This window comes from Streptomyces griseochromogenes (assembly GCF_001542625.1).
Taxonomy (GTDB): domain Bacteria; phylum Actinomycetota; class Actinomycetes; order Streptomycetales; family Streptomycetaceae; genus Streptomyces; species Streptomyces griseochromogenes.
This window is the reverse complement of the sequence record NZ_CP016279.1, coordinates 2,689,389-2,709,146: the sequence shown is the minus strand read 5'-3', so window position 1 is coordinate 2,709,146 and position 19,758 is coordinate 2,689,389. Positions and strand designations below refer to the sequence as shown.

The 19,758-nt window shown below is 72.7% G+C and carries 21 protein-coding genes; 4 read left to right on the top strand and 17 right to left on the bottom strand.

Annotation, left to right across the window (positions count from 1 at the left end):
- Window positions 1-95: 95 nt before the first annotated feature.
- From AVL59_RS51235 to AVL59_RS11520, 5 genes are all read right to left on the bottom strand, one after another.
- Window positions 96-218 carry a keywimysin-related RiPP gene (locus tag AVL59_RS51235; protein ID WP_107407362.1) on the bottom strand — a complete coding sequence of 41 codons (123 nt, stop codon included), beginning with the start codon at window positions 216-218 and terminating at the stop codon, window positions 96-98.
- A 52-nt stretch (window positions 219-270) separates the two neighbouring features.
- Complete coding sequence (locus AVL59_RS52060) at window positions 271-393, bottom strand: lasso RiPP family leader peptide-containing protein (RefSeq protein WP_159399895.1); 123 nt, start codon at window positions 391-393, stop codon at window positions 271-273.
- Between the two features lie 68 nt (window positions 394-461).
- Window positions 462-875 carry a lasso peptide biosynthesis B2 protein gene (locus tag AVL59_RS11530; protein ID WP_067302413.1) on the bottom strand — a complete coding sequence of 138 codons (414 nt, stop codon included), beginning with the start codon at window positions 873-875 and terminating at the stop codon, window positions 462-464.
- Window positions 872-1,129: a lasso peptide biosynthesis PqqD family chaperone gene (locus AVL59_RS11525; RefSeq protein WP_067302410.1), complete on the bottom strand. Its 258-nt coding sequence runs from the start codon at window positions 1,127-1,129 to the stop codon at window positions 872-874. The genes AVL59_RS11530 and AVL59_RS11525 overlap by 4 nt, the downstream gene beginning before the upstream one ends.
- Window positions 1,110-3,002, bottom strand: coding sequence for an asparagine synthase-related protein (locus tag AVL59_RS11520; RefSeq protein ID WP_067302407.1), 1,893 nt, complete (start codon window positions 3,000-3,002; stop codon window positions 1,110-1,112). Before AVL59_RS11520 ends, AVL59_RS11525 begins: the two co-directional genes overlap by 20 nt.
- 476 nt (window positions 3,003-3,478) lie before the next feature.
- Here AVL59_RS11520 and AVL59_RS11515 point away from each other — a divergent pair, with 476 nt between their 5' ends.
- On the top strand, window positions 3,479-5,212 hold the full coding sequence (locus tag AVL59_RS11515; RefSeq protein WP_079146644.1) for an aminotransferase class V-fold PLP-dependent enzyme: 1,734 nt from the start codon (window positions 3,479-3,481) through the stop codon (window positions 5,210-5,212).
- A gap of 101 nt (window positions 5,213-5,313) precedes the next feature.
- On the opposite strand, the gene AVL59_RS11510 is transcribed toward AVL59_RS11515, so the two are convergent.
- Entirely contained in the window at window positions 5,314-5,901 is a 588-nt protein-coding gene (locus tag AVL59_RS11510) for a rhodanese-like domain-containing protein (RefSeq protein WP_067302404.1), read from the bottom strand.
- A gap of 80 nt (window positions 5,902-5,981) precedes the next feature.
- Here AVL59_RS11510 and AVL59_RS11505 point away from each other — a divergent pair, with 80 nt between their 5' ends.
- Window positions 5,982-6,269 carry a metal-sensitive transcriptional regulator gene (locus tag AVL59_RS11505; RefSeq protein WP_067317157.1) on the top strand — a complete coding sequence of 96 codons (288 nt, stop codon included), beginning with the start codon at window positions 5,982-5,984 and terminating at the stop codon, window positions 6,267-6,269.
- Between the two features lie 31 nt (window positions 6,270-6,300).
- On the opposite strand, the gene AVL59_RS11500 is transcribed toward AVL59_RS11505, so the two are convergent.
- The 6 genes from AVL59_RS11500 to AVL59_RS11475 form a co-directional block, all read right to left on the bottom strand.
- A complete protein-coding gene (locus AVL59_RS11500) occupies window positions 6,301-7,047 on the bottom strand; it encodes a sulfite exporter TauE/SafE family protein (protein WP_067302401.1) in 747 nt (248 codons plus the stop codon).
- A complete protein-coding gene (locus AVL59_RS11495) occupies window positions 7,044-7,442 on the bottom strand; it encodes a rhodanese-like domain-containing protein (RefSeq protein ID WP_067302398.1) in 399 nt (132 codons plus the stop codon). Before AVL59_RS11495 ends, AVL59_RS11500 begins: the two co-directional genes overlap by 4 nt.
- Window positions 7,443-7,513: 71 nt before the next feature.
- Entirely contained in the window at window positions 7,514-8,881 is a 1,368-nt protein-coding gene (locus AVL59_RS11490) for an MBL fold metallo-hydrolase (protein ID WP_067302395.1), read from the bottom strand.
- A gap of 103 nt (window positions 8,882-8,984) precedes the next feature.
- Window positions 8,985-10,208: a CynX/NimT family MFS transporter gene (locus AVL59_RS11485; protein WP_067302393.1), complete on the bottom strand. Its 1,224-nt coding sequence runs from the start codon at window positions 10,206-10,208 to the stop codon at window positions 8,985-8,987.
- 133 nt (window positions 10,209-10,341) lie between these two features.
- Window positions 10,342-11,490, bottom strand: coding sequence for a hypothetical protein (locus AVL59_RS11480; RefSeq protein WP_067302390.1), 1,149 nt, complete (start codon window positions 11,488-11,490; stop codon window positions 10,342-10,344).
- Between the two features lie 239 nt (window positions 11,491-11,729).
- Window positions 11,730-12,320: an isochorismatase family protein gene (locus AVL59_RS11475; protein ID WP_067302387.1), complete on the bottom strand. Its 591-nt coding sequence runs from the start codon at window positions 12,318-12,320 to the stop codon at window positions 11,730-11,732.
- A 146-nt stretch (window positions 12,321-12,466) separates the two neighbouring features.
- On the opposite strand from AVL59_RS11475, the gene AVL59_RS11470 reads away from it, so the two are divergent.
- Together AVL59_RS11470 and AVL59_RS11465 are read left to right on the top strand one after the other, a co-directional pair.
- Window positions 12,467-13,456: a GlxA family transcriptional regulator gene (locus AVL59_RS11470; RefSeq protein WP_067302384.1), complete on the top strand. Its 990-nt coding sequence runs from the start codon at window positions 12,467-12,469 to the stop codon at window positions 13,454-13,456.
- A 43-nt stretch (window positions 13,457-13,499) separates the two neighbouring features.
- Window positions 13,500-14,345 carry an SDR family oxidoreductase gene (locus AVL59_RS11465; protein ID WP_067302382.1) on the top strand — a complete coding sequence of 282 codons (846 nt, stop codon included), beginning with the start codon at window positions 13,500-13,502 and terminating at the stop codon, window positions 14,343-14,345.
- A 3-nt stretch (window positions 14,346-14,348) separates the two neighbouring features.
- Here the strand turns inward: AVL59_RS11465 and AVL59_RS11460 are convergent, their stop codons facing one another.
- The 5 genes from AVL59_RS11460 to AVL59_RS11440 are packed head-to-tail and all read right to left on the bottom strand — an operon-like array spanning window position 14,349 to window position 19,569.
- Window positions 14,349-15,533, bottom strand: coding sequence for an MFS transporter (locus AVL59_RS11460; RefSeq protein ID WP_067302380.1), 1,185 nt, complete (start codon window positions 15,531-15,533; stop codon window positions 14,349-14,351).
- Window positions 15,533-16,036, bottom strand: coding sequence for a GNAT family N-acetyltransferase (locus tag AVL59_RS11455; protein ID WP_067302377.1), 504 nt, complete (start codon window positions 16,034-16,036; stop codon window positions 15,533-15,535). The genes AVL59_RS11460 and AVL59_RS11455 overlap by 1 nt, the downstream gene beginning before the upstream one ends.
- 1 nt (window position 16,037) lies before the next feature.
- Window positions 16,038-17,243 carry a type III PLP-dependent enzyme gene (locus AVL59_RS11450; protein ID WP_067302374.1) on the bottom strand — a complete coding sequence of 402 codons (1,206 nt, stop codon included), beginning with the start codon at window positions 17,241-17,243 and terminating at the stop codon, window positions 16,038-16,040.
- Window positions 17,240-18,553 carry a DUF6271 family protein gene (locus AVL59_RS11445; RefSeq protein ID WP_067302371.1) on the bottom strand — a complete coding sequence of 438 codons (1,314 nt, stop codon included), beginning with the start codon at window positions 18,551-18,553 and terminating at the stop codon, window positions 17,240-17,242. Before AVL59_RS11445 ends, AVL59_RS11450 begins: the two co-directional genes overlap by 4 nt.
- On the bottom strand, window positions 18,550-19,569 hold the full coding sequence (locus tag AVL59_RS11440; RefSeq protein ID WP_067302368.1) for a phytanoyl-CoA dioxygenase family protein: 1,020 nt from the start codon (window positions 19,567-19,569) through the stop codon (window positions 18,550-18,552). Before AVL59_RS11440 ends, AVL59_RS11445 begins: the two co-directional genes overlap by 4 nt.
- Window positions 19,570-19,758: the final 189 nt, after the last annotated feature.

Below are 19,758 nucleotides of genomic sequence, written 5' to 3'. Positions count from 1 at the left end.
TCCCGTCCGTTCTCGCGAGGCCCGCCGGGTGCGGTGAGGACACGGGCGTGTCCCACCGCACCCGGCGGACCGTCTCACCAGCCGACCGACGAGGGTCAGTCGTTCTGGTTCTGGAAGAAGAAGAAGGCCTCGTTGGCCCCGTTCCGGAAGAATCCGGTCTCCTCCTCGAACGTGCCGAGCTCGACCAGCGCCGGCACCTCGTAAACGTCCTTCTGCATCTGTGTCACCTCCTCATACGGTGTTGTGAAAGCGGTGGTCGGTGCCTCGGGCTCACTGCCAGGTGTCGAAGAACCAGGTGATCTCGTCACCGTTGCGGATGCCGAAGACACCGGTCTCCTCGCCGAAGGAGCCGAGTTCCACCACGGCGGGAACCTCGTAGGTCTCCTTGTCCATGCCGTTCACCTCCCTTCCGCGGTTCGTCGTCGTACACCGCCGGGATTCCGGCGGAAGTCCGGGGCCTGTCACTCGACGGTGATCAGGCGCGTGTAGCAGGAGCCGTCCGTGGCCTCGTCGACCAGCTCGCCCTCGGCCTCCACCCAGGCGTGCGCCGCGAACGGCGGGGCCTTGAGCACCCCGACGCACCAGACCGGCCACGCCGAACGGGTCCGGCACAGCAGACAGGTGGCGATCGAGCGCACCAGGCACGCGCGGGAGCCGCAGCACCGCGGGCTGACCGTGAGCACGGTGTCCCGTGCCCAGGAGGCCTCCGTGACGGTCGCCGGGCGCGCGCCGCGCCGCACCCGCAGCAGCACCGCGCGGATCTGGCGGGGCGGGCGGCGGGCGAGCACCCGCGCCGCGCCCACCGCGGCGTGCGTGGCCAGGCGCCGCCCCAGTGGCACACGGACCGGTTCGGCGGGCAGGACCGGGATGCTCATCGCGCCACCAGCCCGGCCGAGCGCAGCGATCCGATCAGGGCCTCCACGTCCCCGCGCGCCCGCTCCGCGTCGACGTCGTAGCGGTCGGTGAGGGCCTTCGCCGCCTCCTCCGCGGTGGCGCCGCGTGCCAGGGCGGTGACCACCACGGCGGCGGAGGCCGTGAGCTGCCAGTAGCGGCCGGTGCGTTGGTCGAGGGCGACCACGCCGTACTCGGTCTCGGTCGTGGACACGTGGTCATGCAGCCGCAGGGTCATGGGTGTGCTCCTTGCTGTCGTGGTCGCGATCCGGGCCGGCCTCGTGCCGCCGTGGGCTCCGGGTCCCCTCCCGGTCCTCGGGCGCCTCCTGGTTGCGGGCGAACACCGCGCAGTTGACGGTCGCGTCGAGGAACGCGTCGCGGGTCCCCATGTGCTCGGGCGACTCGGCCGAGGCCAGGGCGGAGAAGTCGATGACACCGCGGGTGGTGAGCGGTGAGTGCTCGCACAGGGCGAGGACGGTGGGCCAGTGGTCGCGAAGTCCTCGGGCGGCCTGGACGCTGCCGCCCATCTTCGTACCCCGCCGCAGGAATGCGTCGGGCAGCGCGCCCCGCATGGCCGCCTTCACGAGCGGTTTGAACTCCATCGGGGAGTCGCGTTCCTCATGACGTACCGCGAAGCACGCCTCGATGACCCGGTCGTCGAAGAAGGGTGCTTCGAAGGGCATGTCCAGGGTCGCCGCGAACTGCTGCGTGCCCCGTACGATCCGGCTGCCGTCGCGCACCATGGCCAGCTCCGCGTGCCGGGCCCGGTCCGGTCCCAGCGGCTCGGCGTCCGCGGCGAGTTCGCGCAGCCGGGCCAGCAGCGCGCCGGTGGCGTCCGGGGTCAGCCAGCGGGGCAGCGCGACCGGCTGGTCCCACTCCATGCGCAGGTCCGACTTCTGTTCGCGCACCGGGCGGGCGGCGCCGACCGAGCGCCGCAGCCACGCGCCGTAGCCCTCGCGGTCGAGCAGTTCCCGCAGGACCGGCAGGACCGGCCGGCCGTCGAGCCCCATGGTGGTGCGCACCCGGCGCAGGGCGAGCAGCGGACGGCGGCGCAGCAGCGCGTGCTCCCACACCGGCAGGCCGTGCAGCAGATGGTCGCCGCCCAGGCCGTTGACGTAGACCGTGGCTCCGTTCGCGGCCGCCCGTTCGACGCTGTACCGGATGCGGGGTGACGTCAGGTACGCCTGCGAGGGCTCGTCCAGGCGCTGCCCGATCCCCTCCATGCCCTCGAAGAACTGCGGCATGTCGTCGAGGCGGCCCACCTCGTGCCGCAGTCCCGGCATGGCCGGCAGGGCCCGGCGGGCCCAGAGGAGGTCCTCGCGTCCGCCGGGGTCGTCGTTGTACATCGTCGTGGCGACGACGTCCGCGCCGCTCTCGGCCGCGAGGAAGCACAGTGGCGTGGAGTCCAGGCCGCCCGACAGGTCGCAGTGCACCGTGCCACCGGCCGACGTGCGGACCTGCACCGCCGCTTCGAGGGCGGCCCGCAGTCCGAGGGCACCGGAGCGCCGGTCGAGTTCGGGCTCGGGGCGGCGCCACCAGACGGTCGTACGGGTCCGCCCGCCCGGGGCGTCCAGCAGGAGGGCGGATCCCGGCGGTACGGCGCTCACCTCGCGCCACATCGGCCGCTCCCCCAGGGGATGCGGCAGCACCCGCAGCAGGCGTACCGCGAGCGAGGTGTCGTCGAGCGGGAATCCGCCGAGCCGGGCCAGCACGTCCGCCCGGTCCGAGACCACCCGCACCCCGTCGATCACGGCGTGGAACACCCGCCGCAGTCCGCTCGCCGACCCCTGCACCCGCAGCCGGTCGCCGTCCGCGGCGACCAGATGGAAGCTGCCGGCCAGGCGGTGGGCGAGCCGGTCGAGCACGTCCGTGGTCGGGTGGGCGCCCAGCGCTCCGCCCAGCAGCCGCTCGGTCGCCGACGACATTCCGATCACGGCCGCCGCCGCGGGCCCCCGCCGCGCCGTCACCAACTGCGCCGAGGGCACGTCGGCCAGCAGCAGCGGGCGGCCCGATGGGTGGCTTTGGACCAGCCGTGTGTGCGGTGCGAGCCGCCCGGCGATGTGCCGTGCGCCCTCGCAGTCGGGCAGGACCACGAAGAACCAGCCGTCCACGAGCGCATCCCTCCTCTGCGAGTCCGTTCGCCTCGGTGGCGATGACTTCATCCTTCGCGGGCGCGGTGGCACTGCCGTGGCACTCCTGTGGCCGGCGGCCGAAACCGCTCGGGGGAAGAGGCCACGCGAGCCGTGGGGGTCGGCGTGCCGGCCGCGCCGGCGACGGCGAACTCCTGCGGACAGCAGGGGTGTCCAGGGGTGCGCAGACGGCTCGGCACGGCTCTTCGCCCGTCGTGCGCCTCGTCCGGGCGGGCGGCTGATTCACCCCGTTCCCCCTGGCGGGATACCCGGTAGGGTATGTTCTCGCGACGGTTCGCACGAGGGCGTCACGGTCCTCGCCGCGCCCCGTCGACCTCTTGATCCGCCGCGCCGTCCGCGGCCGACCGGACGTCGGCAGCGGCCGGCGCCGACGCGAAAGGCCCGGCCATGACCGGCAGCTCAGCGCAGCGCCATGAAGCAGACATAGAAGTGGACATATGCCGACGGCCGCCCACGAGCGACATCGGGCCGCGGTCGTGAGCGCCTCGTCGTTACCGGCCTCGTCGGCGCTGCTGGAGCGCATACGCCGCGGGCTCGTCGGCGACGACGAGGTGCTGGACGGCCCGTACGGCCCGAAGCGGATCGTCTACGCCGACTACACCGCCTCCGGCCGCTCGCTCGACTTCATCGAGGACTTCATCCGCGAGCGGGTGCTCCCGGTCTACGGCAACACCCACACGGAGAGCTCCCGTACCGGACTGCAGACGACCGTGCTGCGCGAGGACGCCCGCCGGATCGTCCGGGACGCGGTCGGCGGCACCGACGACGACCTCGTGATCTTCTGCGGCTCGGGAGCCACCGCCGCGGTCAACAAGCTGGTCGGCATCCTGGAACTGCGCCGCCCGGACCCGCCGCCCCCGGCCGAACGGCCCGTGGTGTTCGTGGGGCCGTACGAGCACCACTCCAACGAACTGCCCTGGCGCGAGTCCGTCGCCGACGTGGTGGTGATCGACGAGGACCCCGACGGCCACATCGACCTCGGCGCGCTGGAGGCGGGCCTGCGCCGGTACGCCGACCGCCCGTTGCGCATCGGCAGCTTCTCGGCCGCCTCCAACGTCACCGGGATCCTGACCGACACCGACCGGGTGGCACGGCTGCTGCACGCCCATGGCGCCCTGTCGTTCTGGGACTACGCGGCCGCCGCCCCCTACGTCCCGATCCGGGTCGCGGCGAGCGCGCCGGGCGCGGGTGACCACAAAGACGCGGTCTTCCTGTCCCCGCACAAGTTCGTCGGCGGCCCGCAGACTCCGGGTGTCCTCGTCATCCGCCGGGACCTGATCCGCAACCGTGTGCCCACCACGCCCGGCGGCGGTACGGTCACCTTCGTCGACCCGCTCGGCCATCGCTATCTCGACGACCCGGTCTCCCGCGAGGAGGGCGGCACACCGGCGATCGTCGAGTCCGTCCGGGCCGGGCTGGTCTTCACGCTCAAGCAGGCCGTGGGCACGGCCACGATCCAGGCCGCCGAGGAACGCCATCTGCGCCATGCGCTGGCACGCTGGGCCGCCAACCCCCGCATGGAGATCCTCGGGAACCGGCATGCCCGCCGGCTGTCCATCGTCTCCTTCCGCATCCGCCACCGTGACGGCTCGCATCTGCACCACAACTTCGTCGTCGCCCTGCTCAACGACCTGTTCGGCATCCAGGCCCGCGGCGGCTGCTCCTGCGCGGGCCCGTACGGACACCGTCTGCTGGCGATCGACGCCGCCACCTCGCACGCCCTGCTCGACGAGGTCGCGCGCGGCTGCGACGGCATCAAACTCGGCTGGATCCGCCTGAACTTCAACTACTTCATCAGCGACGCCGTGCGCGACTATCTGGTCGACGCCGTCGATCTGATCGCCACGCACGGCCACCGGCTCCTGCCCGACTACCGCTTCGACCCGCACACGGGCCAGTGGCACCACCACGCCGGCGCCGCCGGCCGCCTGCTGCGGCTGACCGATGTGCGCTTCGCCGCCGACGGACGGATCACCGCCCCGGCCGCCCCTCGCCGCCGGCTGAGCGAGGACGCGCTGGCCGGCCAGCTCGACCGCGCCCGCGAACTGCTTCGCTCCCGTTCCGGCCGCCTCGACGAGGGCCCCACCGGGCTGTCCGAGGACTTCGAGCGCATGCGCTGGTTCCCGCTGCCTCCCGTCTGCCTGGAACGGACCCCGCTCGGCACCGGCTGACGGATATACCCCCCAGGGTATACGGGAGGAGGGTGCGGAGCACCGTCACGACGGCCGAGGGCGCCCGCGCGGTGTACGCGGGCGCCCTCGGTGCGCGCGGCTCAGCGGCCGCGCAGCGCGGCGAGCACGGCGTCGAGATCGGCCGCGCGCGGCCGGTTGTACGGCAGCCTGCCGAGCACGGCCGCCATGCCGCAGGTGTCGGTGAGCGCGGAGAAGACGAGACCGCCCGCGATGCCCGCCGACAGGATCTGAAAGGCCGGATGCACCAGCAGGCCGAGGGCGATCCCTACGAGCACCAGCGCCCCCGCGGTGAAGCGGACCTGCCGTTCCATGCTCCACCCGGCCCGGGTGTCGCAGGCCGCGGGCCGCTCCAGGTCCTGGCCCGCCGCGGCCCAGGCGCCGGTGCCGCCGGCCAGGGTGGCGGCGGGGACCCCCTGCCCGGCCAGCAGCCTGGCGGCGTTCTCGGAGCGGGCCCCGGAGGCGCACACGAACAGGACGCCGCCGCGCCCGGCCACGTACCGGAGCTCGGGCAGGGCGCGCCGGACCCGGTCCAGGGGGATGTTGAGGGCCCCGGGCAGATGGCCGGAAGCGTACTCACCGGGGGTGCGCACGTCGATGACGGTCAGCTCGGGCAGCCGGGCGTGGACCTGGTCGGTGTGAAGGGTGACGGGGGCGAGGGGAGCGGTCATGGCAAGGAGATCCTTGGTGGTCGACGCCGTCCCGAACCGGGACGTACAGTACCCCTAGGGGTATTGTTCGAGGAGCGATGGTGGAACTGGAACTCGCGGGTGCGGAGCTGAAGTCCGTCCTGAACCGTCTGCGCCGCGCGCAGGGCCAGATCTCCGGCGTGATCCGGATGATCGAGGAGGGCCGCGACTGCGAGGAGGTGGTCACACAGCTGGCCGCCGCGTCGCGGGCACTCGACCGCGCCGGTTTCGCGATCATCGCGACCGGCCTGCAGCGGTGCATCGCCGACATGGAGTCCGGCGCCAAGAGCGGCGAGGATCCCGAGCAGATGCGGGCCCGTCTGGAGAGGCTCTTCCTGTCGCTGGCATGAGGGCCCGCGCGGGCCGTTGTGCGACCGCGCATCACAGCACCGCGTCGACCATCATGAACGCGGCCACGCCCAGGAGCACCAGGCCGAAGGTGCGCTGCAGTGCGGATCCGGACACCTTGGCGGCCAGCCGCTTGCCGTCCCAGGCGCCGAGGATCGCGGCTCCGGCGAAGGGCGCGATGACGGCCCAGTCCAGACCGTCGGCCGTACCGGCCCGCATCGCCAGCGCGGCCAGCGAGTTGACGGTGATCACCAGCAGGCTGGTGCCCACCGCGTCGCGCATCCGCATGCCGAGCACGCTCACCAGCGCGGGCACGGCGAGGAAGCCGCCGCCCACGCCGAGGACACCCGTGACCGCGCCGAGCCCCGCGCCCGCGGCCGCCGCCCGGCCCGGTCGCACCGGCACCGCGGTGTCCGACGCGGGCCGGGGCCGCAGCATCCGCACCGCGGCCGCCGCTGCCACCACGGCGAAGGCCGCCGTCAGAACGGCCGCGGGCAGGCGCCCGGCGAGCGCGCCGCCCAGCATCGCGGGGACGGTCCCGGCCGCGGCGAACAACAGCCCGGTACGCCAGCGGACATGGCCGTCCCGGGCGTGCGCGGACAGCGCGGTGGCGGAGGTGACTCCGACGACCACGAGGCTCGCGGTGGTGGCCGCGACCGGGGTGAAGCCGAGCAGGTAGATCAGGGCCGGGACGGCGAGGACACTGCCGCCGCCGCCGAGCGCGCCGAGCGCCAGGCCGATGACGGCCCCGGCGGCCAGCGCGAACAGCACAGCGCTCACGCGACGGTCCCGTTCCCGCCTCGCGCGTCCACCACGGGCAGTCCCGCGCCGGCCCAGTCCCGCATGCCGCCGATCACGTCCACGGCGTCCGCGCCCCGCGCGACGAGCAGCTCGGCCGCCTGCCGGGAGCGGTTGCCCGAACGGCAGATCACGACCAGCGGCCGCGCCTGCGCGGGCGCGGGCAGCCCGGCCCCGGCGGCCAGCGCGGACAGCGGCAGATGCACCGCTCCCGGCACATGGCCCGCCTCCCACTCGGCGGGCTCGCGGACGTCGAGCAGCACGGAGTCCGCACCGCCCGCACCGCGTTCGACGGTGTTCCCGTGGCCGGTGCGGGTCGCAGCCTCCTGGACGGTCACCCGGCCGGGGACGCGCGGGTCTGATCGGAAGTCGCTCATCGTGGCTCTGCGCTCCTGTTTCCCTCGTCGGTACGGAGTGTCGTCGCGGATGTGTCCGGCATCCGGCGCGCTCAACCGGTGCGGACCGGGAGCCCGGCCTCCTCGGCCGCGCCGAAGACGTCGTCCACGGCGACGACATCACGGCCGGCCGCGTCCAGCAGGGAGGCGGCGATGGCGGCGCGCATGCCGCCCGCACAGTGCACCCACACGCGGCCGGCGGGTATCTCGCCGAGGCGGCGGTGCAGGGTGTGCACCGGTATGTGGAGCGAGCCCTCGACGAACCCGCCCGAGCGCTCCGAGGTCCGCCGCACATCGAGGAGGACGACGTCCGGCGCCGGGTACCGGCCGGCGAGGTCGGCGAAGGCGGCCCGGGGGAAGGAGGCCAGGGCTTCGTGCGGGCGGACCCAGCCGCCCGGTTCCCCGGTGGCCGCGGCGGCCGGGCGGTCCATGCCGACGCGGACCAGCTCGCGCTGCGCGTCGGCGAGCTGCTCGGCGGACTCCGCGAGCAGTGTGACCGGCTTGCCCCACGGGATCAGCCAGGCCAGATAGGAGGCGAGTTGGCCCACCGCCTCGAAGTTGAACGAGCCCGGGACGTGCCCCGCGGCGAACGCGACCCGGTTGCGCAGGTCCACCACCCACTCCCCCGCGGCCAGCCGGGCGGCTATCTCGTCCGCGTCCGCCACGGCGGGCGGGGTCAGATCGATGGGCGCGGGCCCGGCGGCGTTGGCCGGACCCATGTGCGTGTAGTACGCCGGTATGTCGTCCAGGCCCGCCAGCAGGTCGGCGACGAAGGTGTCCACGTCCCGGGTGAGGGCCTCGTTGGACGCCCTCTCCTTGCCGATCGTGGTGGACTGCCCCTGTGCCTGGGCGGACGAGCAGAAGCTGCCGAAGCCGTGTGTGGGCAGCACCGCCGTCTCGTCGGGCAGCTCGGTGGCCAGGCGGTGCACGGAGGCGTGCTGGGCGCGAGCGAGGCGCTCGGTCAGTCGCGGCTCCACGAGGTCCGGGCGGCCGACGGTGCCGATCAGCAGGGAACCGCCGGTGAACACGGAGACGGCCGTGCCGCCTTCCTCCAGCACATAGGACATGTGGTGCGGCGTGTGCCCGGGCGTCGCGACCGCGCGCAGGGTCAACCCCGCGGCGGCGTCGATCACCGTACGGTCGCCGTCGCCGACCGGTGTGCGCTCGAAGGAGACGCGGGCCCCGGCGGGAACGAGGTAGGCGGCGCCGGTGACCCGGGCCAGCTCCAGGCCGCCGGTGACGTAGTCGTTGTGGATGTGCGTCTCCACGACGTGCGAGATCCGCACCCCGCGCCGCGCCGCCGCCGTGATCACCCGGTCGATGTCGCGCGGCGGGTCGACCGCCACCGCCGTCCGCTCGCCGCCTGCCAGATAGCAGCGGTTGCCGAGTCCCGACACCTCGATCGTGTCGACGAAGAACACGGGGGTGACTCCTTCCGTCGATGAATTACCCCAGGGGGTATGTCTTCGACGGTAGCATGATTACCCCCGGGGGTATTTTCAAGAGCGGGGAAAGGCCTCGGGATCACCTCGTCGTGTGTCGCGGGCGGCCCCCGACGGAGAGGCGAACATGGCCGGAGCGGGCGGCCAGTAGGCCGAAGGCGGTTTCGGGGAGCAGCAGGACGAGCAGGAGCAGCAGCGGGATCCGCCAGCCGCCGGTGACTTCGTGCAGCACACCGACGGTCAGCGGGCCGGCGCCGGCCGTCAGATAGCCGATGGTCTGCGCCATGCCCGACAGGCGCGCGGCGACCTGCGGGCTCGGCGAGCGCAGGCCGAGCAGTGTGAAGGCCAGCGGGAAGGCGCTTCCGGTGGCGAGCCCGAGGACGGCCACCCACAGCCAGCCCGCCGCGGGCGCGAGGAGCAGACCGGCCAGTCCCACCGCCATGGCGACGACCACGCCGATGACCAGGGGCCGTTGGCCGGACATCCGGGCGGCGGCCACGGGGACGGCGAGACCCAGGGGAATGCTGATGATCTGGAGGGCCGAGACCATCACTCCGGCTTCGGCCGGCGGGAAGCCGTGGTCGCGCATGATCGTGGGCAGCCAGGCCACCAGCACGTAGAACATCAGGGACACGGTGCCCAGGAAAGCGGCCACCGACCAGGCGAGCGGGGAGCGCAGCAGCGAACCCTGCGCGGCCCGCGGCGCGGACGGGAACGGCTCGGGGCGTTCACGACGGCCCTGCCAGGCCGGCACTGCCCAGGCCGGCACGGCGAGCAGGGCGGGGGCCGCCCACACCGCAAGGGCCACGCGCCAGCCGGCGAGGGTGCCGAGGGGTACGGCCATGGCGGCCGCCAGCGCGCCGCTGGCGGCCATCAGCATCATCGCGAGCCCCGTGAACACCCCTGTCCGGTCGGGGAAATGACGCTTGACGGCCACCGGCATGAGGACGTTTCCGATGGCGATACCGGCGCCGGCGAGCAGGGTGCCGGCGAACAGCGCGAGCGGTGACGGCACCGACCGCAGCAGCACTCCCCCGGCGATCAGCGCGAGGCCGCCCGCCAGCGCCGCGTCCAGGCCCACCCGGCGGGCCAACGGCGGTGCGAGCCAGGCGAATCCGCCCAGGCAGAGCACGGGCAGTGTGGAGAGCACGCTCACGTCGAGCCCGCTGAGCCCGGTCACGGCCCGCAGCTGGTCCAGCAGCGGCGGGACTCCCGTGATCGCCGCGCGGAGGTTCACTGCCAGCAGCACCAGCCCGGCGACGGGCCACAGAGCGGACAGACGTTTGATGGTGAGAGCGAAGGCCATGGGTCCCCCCGTCGGTCACATGACAACGGCTCCCTCCCGAGGCCGGCGGTTCGCGCCGGCCCGCCCGGGAGGAAGCCGTGTCCGGTGTCTCACCGGTGCGCCCGGCCCCCCAGCCGGGCGCGCCCGATGACTGTTACGCGTTCAGCCGCGCGCCCGCGCGCTGTGCCGTCCTGTGGCGGAAGGGACAGGCCGCGGGGTCCGCGGCGCCGCCCGCGACGGCGGCGCTCGCACCCGCGCCCAGCTGGTCCTCGATCTCCGTGGAGAGCAGGTCCTGTTTGCCCTTGAGCGCGTCGGCGATCTCCTGGTCCACCGGGAAGACCATCTCGGCCGCGACGTTGTCCTGCACGATGCGGGCGAGGTTGTCGAGCGCGATGAGGACCGGGTCGACCGGGACCTGGGCGGTGGGCAGGTCGATCAGATGGGTCCCGACCCGGTCCTGGTCCATGTAGTTCTTGACGATGATGCTGTTCTGGTTGAGCACGGACGTGGTCCAGATGGACAGGACGACCACGTAGAGGCCCGGCCACGCCTTGTCCCCGACCTTCGCCCTCCAGCGGGTCATGATGTCCTTGACGCCCGCGATCTGCGCCTTGGCCGCGTGGTACATGTTGGTGCGGATGTCGCCGTACACACCGCCGGAGAAGTCCTCGAAGGACTTCATGTCGAACGCACGGCGCCTGGTGGCCTCGTCGACGAACTTCAGCGCGCCGTCGAGGATGTGCGTGCTGGAGGCCTGGAGCTTCGCGGGGAGGTCGGCCGCCGCCAGCTGCTGCCGGGCGGTGGTGACGGTCTTGGCGAAGTCCTGGAGCGGCTGGACCCAGCCGTCCGTCTCGGGACCCTTGAACGCGACCATCTCCAGATCGTGCGGGTCGATGTCGTCGGCGTGCTGCGCCGGCACCCGCTTGTTCAGATAGGGCGCGAGAACGGAGAAGATGCCCAGCGGAATGTGGGCGATCGACTTGGCCAGCTCGAATATCTCGGAAACCGGCTGCTCGGAAATAGTCTCGCCATTGTGGACCAGGAAGTATTTCCCGCCCCGGGAGTCGTTCTGGACGATGATGACCGGGCCCAGGTGTGTGATCAGTTCCGACTTGAGCGCGGCGTAGTTGCGCCGCATGTCGGCATTGACCGCGCGGATCGCGTCGCGGGCCTGGCTCTGTGCCTGCGCCGGGTCCGCGGCGGACGGGCCGCTCGCCGCGGACGACGCCGGAGCGGTGCTGCCGACCAGTGCCGCGGCACCGACCGCGCCGGCGCCGCCGATAAATGTTCTGCGTGTTGCCACGTTCTTTCTCTCCCCCTCGAAACGGTGCGCGGATCCCCATCCGCGCCGGGCGGGAATGACGTTATCCCGCCATGAGGGAAAGAAAATACCGTCCCATGACACAGCGCTCCGATTGACGCCCTGTGCGATCAGACTGCACGTAATTCCGGAATCCAGGATTCGGAGTATTCGATTCGGAATCCTGGATTCAAAATCCGGGGTTCGGAACAGTGAATTCCGAGCGCGGATGCGGCGCTCAGCTAGCGCAGCGCGTCCGCCGACGGCACGACGACCCCCCACAGGTCCTCGATCGTGGCGAGCGCGCCGTGGTGGACCTGACCCGCGCTCACCTCGGCCACCGCCGTCCGCAGCGGACGGGTCGCGGAGGCGTCGGCGACGACGGTGGGCCGGTTGCCGCGCAGGAACGCGCCCTGGGCGGTGAAGAGCACGCACATGTGGGTCATGAACCCGGCGACGACGACGTCCTTGTGGCCGGCGGCGTCGACGTGGTCGCCCAGGTCGGTGTCCAGGAAGGCGTTGGGCACCTGCTTGACGACGACCGTCTCACCGTCGGCCGGGGCGACCCGGGGGTGGATCCGGCCGATCTCGGCCCGGATGTCGTACGGGGTGCCCTCGCCGCCGTCGTTGATGACGTGGACGACCTTCGCACCGGCGGCACGGGCGCGGGCGAGGAGGTCGGCGGCGGCGTCCAGGGCGGGCTCCCATCCCTCCAGCTCCATCACGCCACGGGTGTAGGTGTTCTGGTAGTCGATCAGGATCAGTGTGGCGTCGGCCAGCGAGGCCGGGGTCTGGTCGAAGCCGTTGAGTTCACGGAGGGTCGTGGTAGGCATTGCCGCCCCTTCTGGGTCTGTGCGTCGGAAGGTCGTGGCCACTCCTCGGCGGCCGGACTCCACGCTAGGAGCCGCCCCGCATGGCAGCAATGTCATGTAACTTGCAGATACGGACACCCCTTCTCCAGCGTCGGACGGAGTCCCCCTTGGGCAGCGTGGAACGGCTGATCGTCGTCGTCCTCTTCGACGGCGTGGACCTGCTCGACGTCACCGGTCCCCCGGAGGTGTTCGCCCTGCTGCGGCGGGAGACCGACGACGAGACGGGGTATCACGTCGTCCTGGCCGCCGAGACCATGGACCCCGTCACCACCTCGGCCGGGGTGCGCGTCCTGCCCGACATCACCTTCCGGGAGGTGTCCGGGAAGAGGATCGACACCCTGATGGTTCCCGGCTCGGTCGACATCGACGACCAGCGGCGGGTGCACGCCCTGACCGACCCGGCCGTGGTCGGCCGGGTGAAGGAACTCGCCGGCCGGTCCCGGCGCGTGGCGTCCGTCTGTGTGGGCGCGCACCTCCTCGCCGCCGCCGGTCTGCTGGACGGCAAGCGCGCCACCACGCACTGGTCGACCGCGCAGCAGCTCGCCGCCGACCATCCGGCCGTCGAGGTCGACGCCGACCCCATCTTCATCCGGGCGGGCGACGTGTGGACCGGGGCGGGCATCACCGCCTGTCTCGATCTCTCCCTCGCCCTGGTCTCCGAGGACTTCGGCGAGGCCGTGGCGCTGCGGGTGGCCCGGCAGCTCGTGATGTACCTGAAACGGCCCAGCGGGCAGAGCCAGTTCAGCGTCCCCATCGAGCCGGTCTCGACCACCCGGCGCATGGCCGGCCTGCGCCACCACATCACCCAGAACATCGCCCGTCCCCTGACCATCACCGACCTCGCCGAGCACGCCCACGTCAGCGAACGGCAGCTCACCCGGATCTTCAAGACCGAACTCGGCACAACCCCGGCCGCCTACATCGAGTCCGCCCGCGTCGAAGTGGCCCGCAACCGGCTGGAAACCACCGCCGAGACCCTCGAACGCGTCGCGTCCGTCTGCGGTTTCGGCACCGTCGACACGCTGATCCGGGCGTTCAGGCGCAGGCTCAACACGACCCCGACGGAGTACCGGAGCCGCTTCAGGCACTCCGTCTAGGGTGGCCGACGGTACGCAACCGCACCGCTAGGGGGATGTGACGATGATTCTGGTGACCGGCGCGAGCGGAAATGTCGGAACGGCTCTGCTCGCTCGTCTTCACGCCGACGGCGTGGCCGCGCGGGCGGCCTACCGTGATCCGCGCGCCACGGCCGAGGTGACCGGGTCGGGCGGACGGGCGGTGACGCTCGATCTGGCCGAGCCGGACACGCTCGGGCCCGCGCTCCAGGGCGTGGAGACCGTGTTCCTCATCGGCGCGACGGGCCCCGACCAGACGGCCCACGAGCTCAACATGGTCGAAGCCGCCCGGGCGGCGGGCGTCCGGGTGGTCAAGCTGTCGGTCTGGCGGGCCGACGAGGGGCTCTCGCCGATCGCCCGGCTGCACCGGCCCGTCGAGGAGGCGCTGGTGGCGTCCGGGCTGCCCTGGACGATCCTGCGGCCCAACTTCTATCTGCAGAACTTCCTGCGCCAGTCCTCCGTCCGCGAGGCCGGGGAGTTCATGCTGCCGCTGATCACCGCGCCCATCAGCTTCGTCGACGTCGGCGACATCGCCCGGGCCGCCGCGCGGGTGCTCACCGGCGACGGGCACGACGGCCGCGTCTACGACCTCACCGGGCCCGAGGCACTGACCTACGCCGAGGCCGCGGAGGCGTTCTCCGGCGTCCTCGGCAGGCCGGTGCGTTATGTGGGCCTGCCCGACCACGAGGCGCGCGCGGCGATGCTGAGCCGCGGAATGCCGGAGTTCCACGTGGACGCCCTGATCGAGGTCGCCCGCGCCTACCGCGACGGCGGCGCGGAGACCGTCACCTCGGCCGTGCCCGATCTCACCGGTCGTGCGGCCCTCGGGTTCGCCGACTTCGTGCGCGAGAACCGCCGCTTCTTCGAGTGACCGTCACGGCGCCGGCGCCCCGGCCGCCACCGGCGCCCTCTCCCGCCACGGGATGCGGGTGGCGGCCAGGGTGACGATCAGGGCCGAGGCGGCGACCGTGGCCATGCCGAGGGTGAGGCCGCCGACGCCCGCGACGAAGCCGATCAGGGCGGGTCCCGCCAGCAGTCCTGTCGTGCCCGTCGCGGCGACCAGGGCCAGCGCGTCGGAGCCGCGTCCGGCGGCGGCGACGTACACGCACGGGGTCACGGCCGCCGCGCCGAGGCCGACGCAGGCGAAACCGAGCAGGGTGGGCACCACCCCTCCGGCCGACAGGGCGAGGGCGAGGCCCAGGCCCGCCACGGCGCTGCCGGTGCGCACCACGCGTCCGTCGCCCCAGCGGCTGCGCCAGCGGTCCGCGCGCACCCGGGCCAGCAGCATCATGACCGAGACGACCGCGATGCCCAGCGGGGCCACCGCCGGGGATGCCTCGACGACGTCCTTCATGTAGAGCGTCGACCAGTCGTTCATGGCGCCCTCGGTGATGGTGCCGAACGCCATGGCACAGCCCATCAGCAGGGTCTTGCCGGCCGGCAGGACCGGCCGTGCCCGCTTCTTCGGTGTGTCCGGGCCGGCGGAAGCGGATTCCGTGTGCGGCAGCAGACCCCGGCGCGCGTACAGCAGCAGGAGCAGCAACAGGGCGGCGGCCACGGCGAAGTGGGCCGGCACGGACGGGGTGACGGCGGTGACTCCGGAGGCCAGGAGGGCGGCGGCGAGCAGGCCCGCGCTGAACGTCGCGTGCAGCTGGGACATGGCGGTGCGGCCGTACTCGGTCTCCAGGGCGGCGCCCTGGGCGTTCATCGCGACGTTCAGACAGCCGACCGCGATGCCGTCACCGCAGATGACCAGCAGGGCGAGCGGGTAGTCCGGCACCACCGACAGGGCCGCCAGCAGCGCCAGGAGACACAGGGCGGAGGCGAGCGACAGTCGCCGGGAGCCGAGGCGGCGCATCAGGACGGCGACGAGCGGGAAGGAGGCAGCGGCGCCCGCGCCGCAGGCCATCAGCAGCAGGCCCAGTTCGCCCGCGCCCAGATCGAGCCTGGCCTTCAGCGCGGGCAGCCGGGCGGCCCAGGTGGCGTACTGGAAGCCGAGGAAACAGAACAGCGCCGCGATCGCCCACTTGGCGCGGCGGAAGCCGGAGACGTCCGACATCAGCTCGCCTCCCGGTGCGCGGCCAGCCGCGTCGACATGTACACGGCGTCGCTGCCGTAACCGGCCGGCAGCCGGGCCCCGCGGTGGGCCCGGTAGCCGTTGGCCCGCCAGAACGGCTCCTTGCCGCCGACCGCGATGAGCGACATCGTCCGGAAGCCGCGTGCCCCCGCCGCGTCGGTCAGGTGCCCCACCAGCCGGCTGCCCAGTCCCCTGCGCCGCAGGGGCGCGCTGATGACGAGGTCGTGCAGATGGAGGTTGGGCGAGTGGTGGGCGACCCGCTCCGCCCGGGCCAGGTCGGGGTAGCGGAACATCGGGTACGGCAGGGCCAGCACATAACCCGCGAGCCGGCCGTCGAGGTCCAGGACGAAGCAGGTGCCCGCCGAGGCCCGGGACCGCAGCGCGGCCTCGCCCTCCGCGAGCGCGGTGTCCGCGTACGCCCCGGCCTCCAGGGCGGCGACCTCGGGCCAGTCGGCCTCGGTGATGCTCCGTATGACGTCTCTCATGTCAGTGGTGTCCTTCCGGGCCGCGTGCGCACACGCACGGCAGTGGGCGGATGCCGTTGAAGCCCTGGGTCGTATAGCTGGTGGCGTAGGCGCCGGCGGACAGGATCCAGACGGGGTCGCCGGAGGCGAGGGCACGCGGTACGCGCACCGGATGCCGGCCGCCGCCGTAGGCGTCGTCGCTGTCGCAGGTCGGGCCCGCGACGACGGCGGACACGTACGCCGCGTCGTCTTCGCCGTCCGCGTCCGCCCGCGTGGGGAAGACCAGCCGGTGCCGCACCTGGTCCATCTCGTACAGGCCGTTGAACTTGCCGACGCTCAGGTACAGCCAGCGGGCGCGCGTCCCGTCCGGCTGGGCCCGCTCGGTCAGCCGGTACACATGGGCGCGGACCGCGCCGTGGTCGGCGACCAGGTGGCGGCCCGGTTCCATGACGAAGGCGAGCGGGGCGGCGGTGAGGCCGCTCAGGTACTCCATGCCCTCGCGGATCACGGTGAGGATCTTGTCCAGGGGCGCGTCGAGGGGGTTGCCGTGCCGGTCGAGGTAGCCGAGCGCGGGCAGGCCGCCGCCGAGATTCACGTGGTCCGGTACGATCCCCAGCCCCGCGAGCGGCACCAGTACGCCGGCGAGCGCGTCGAAGGCCTGCTGCCAGGCCTCACCCGTCAGCTGCTGGGAGCCGACGTGCACGGACAGGCCCGCAGGGACGAGGCCGCACGCACGAGCCGTGGTGAGGATCCGGACGGCGTCCTCGGCCGAGCAGCCGAACTTGCGGTTCAGGCCCCACAGGGCACCGTCCCCGCTGGTGGCGAGGCGGCAGAACACCCGGGCGCCCGGGGCGTGTTCGGCGATCGCCCGCACGTCCTGCACGCTGTCGGTGGCGAAGGTGCGGATGCCGAGCCGGTGGGCCGCGGCGATGTCCGCGTCGGACTTGACGGTGTTGCCGTAGTGGATCCGGTCCACGGGCACGCCGGTGTGCAGGGCCTGGACGATCTCGGCGGGGCTCGCCGCGTCGAAGCCGGCACCCCGGTCCGCGAGGCACCGCAGCACTTCGTCCACGGGGCAGGCCTTCAGGGCGAAGCGGACCCGGACGCCGGGCAACTCGGCCGGCAGCCGGTCGTACTGGGCCTCGATGCCGTCGAGGTCGTAGACCAGGCGGTCGGCCGGTGCGGCGGCCAGTGCGGCGGCCAGCCGCGCGCTGATCTCCACGGTCACCGGCCCCCGGGTCCGAGTCCGGTGCGCCGGGCGGCGTCGACCAGTGCGGGCCAGGCCTCGACGAGCAGGGCGAAGTCCTCGATGTCCCGGCGGGCCTCGGCCAGCAGCCGCTCGCGGCGTCCCGCGAGGTGCTCGGCGAACTCCTCGTAGCGGCCGCCCAGTTTGCGGTAGCCGGTGTCGAGGCGGTCCAGGCGCCACACGTTCTCGGCGGGGTCCAGCCAGGTGCTGTCGCGCAGGAACGCGACGATCCGGTCCGCCCGTACATGCTGCCGGTCGTCGAGGAGCCGGGGCCCCTCGGCGGTCATCCGGTCGTAGACGTGGTGGAAGTGGAGCATCGACAGCAGGAACTTCACGAAGCGCGTCTGGTAGGCCGAGAAGCCCGCGTCGGTGCGGCGTTCGGGGGTGTAGAAGTTCTCGATGTGCCGGTTGTGCAGGATGCCGGGGAGCGTGGCGTCGTGGACCAGGTGGATGAGGAAGTAGTCGCTGCCGATGGTGTCGGTGGCCGGGGGCAGTGGGATCCGCTCGTACACGTCCCGGTGGAAGGCGATGTTGCACATGTCGACCCGCATCGGGTCCACGAGGGTCAGGGTGGAGTGGTCGCCGGTGAAGGGGGCCGTGCCCGCTCCGGTGAAGGACTCCTCGACCAGCGCGCACCGCTGCTCCGGTGACGCGTCGGCGGGCGCCCACAGACCGACCACGTCGTGGTAGACGCCCTCGTCCAGGTGCCGTATCTCACCGATGTCGACGGAGAGTTCGCCGATGAAGGAGGCCCCGGCCATCGACACCGGGCGGTGGGCGTGGGCCGGGTCCAGGTCCGTGCGGGTGACGGCGGCCGAGGCCTCGGCGGCCGGGCGGCCGAGCCACGGCAGTTCGTGGTGGACGGGGTGGACCGGCTCACCGTCGAGGAGCTGGTAGGTGCTGTCGGAGTCCCGGCGGTGCACCGAGTGGCAGCCGAGCGCGGCGGCCAGCAGGAACGCCCGGTCGGTGCAGGAGCCGTAGGAGACGCCGGGCGGGAGCAGGAGGCCGAGCAACCGGTCCGGGCCGGGCAGGCCGGTCCGTGCGATCGCCCGGCGCAGGAAGGCCCGCTGTGACCGCTCGTCGAGGTGGTGCACGGTGACCCCGGCCGCCCGGGGCAGCGCTGCCGCGACGCGGGCGTGCTCGGCGCGGGTGCGGGCGTCGCTGGAGTCGAGGATCAGGAGCTGGACGTCGGCGCCGAAGCGGTCGGCGGCGTAGGCCGCTTCCCGGTGGACAGCGGTGATGGTGGCGGGGCAGGCCCGGTTGGTGGGCAGGCACAGGCAGATCCGGTTCACTGTGCCGCCCAGGAGTCGAGTCCCAGCAACTTCCGCCCCAGGTCGTTCAGTTCGGCGGTGCCGTAGCGGAGGGCCTCCGGCCTGCGCGCGTCGCCGAGCAGGGTGGCGTTCCAGTCGGGGGTGGCGAGGGTGCGCCAGGACTCGACGCGCGATCCGCGAAGCTCCGTGTGCTCCTCCAGGGCGGGCATCATCGACAGGTACTGGACGGCACGGACGCCGCCCGCGGAGCTGTTCGGCGCCACGCCGTGCGCCAGCAGCCCGTTGAAGATCAGCAGGTCGCCGGCCTGGAGTTCGGGCCGGACCACGGGGAACTCGGCGCGGTCGGTCCCGGGCCGGACCGGGTCGCGGCCGGCCGGCTGGGCGGTCCGCCACCGCTCGAAGCGGCGGAACAGCTCCGGGGCGCACTGGAAGCCGCCGAGTTCGGGCCGGGCGTCGCCCAGCGCGATGATGCCCTGCACCCGCTGCGGCAGCACGGCGAGAGTGGTGTCGACGTCCCAGTGCAGCTCGATGTCGAAGCCCTCGTCGGTGGGTTCGATCAGGGAGCGGGAACGGGTGCGGACGTTGGGCGGGTTGAGGTTGAGCCGGTCCAGGGTGACCCACAGCTCCTCGCAGTCCCACACGTCCACGAAGGCGTCGTAGACGCGCCGGGTCTGGCGGCTGTCCCACAGGAGCTGGTGGTGGTAGGCCTCCACGAAGCCGTAGATGAACAGGTGCCGGTCGAGCTCGGAACGGAACTCCGGTTCCTCGTACCAGGTTTCGGGACGGTCGGGGTCGAGGCCCTGGAAGTCCCAGGCGAAGGTGAGCAGGCCCTTCGCCTCGCCCGGGGTGATGGCCTCCCGGACGACGACATAGCCGTAGGTCTGCCAGAAGGCGAAGTCCTCCTCGGACAGCACTCGCAGGGGCCGGGACTTCTCCAGGTCGCGCAGAGGGGTCGGGGCGAGATAGCTCTCGCCGTCCGCGCTGAAGTAGGGGCGGCCGGACGCCGCTCGGTGGAGGTAGGGGGAGGGCTGGTGCATGCCGTCACTCCATGGTGATCGAACCGAAGCGCCCCTTCAAGCTGGACTAGACCAATTGAGCTGTCAACGACTACCGGTCGGTAGCCCCGTTAAAGTGCCCCTCAACTGCCGCACAACTGCCGCCCGTTGGGCAAAGCGAAGGCCGGCACCGGTGAGGTTCCGGTGCCGGCCCGAGCGGGTGACGGTGTG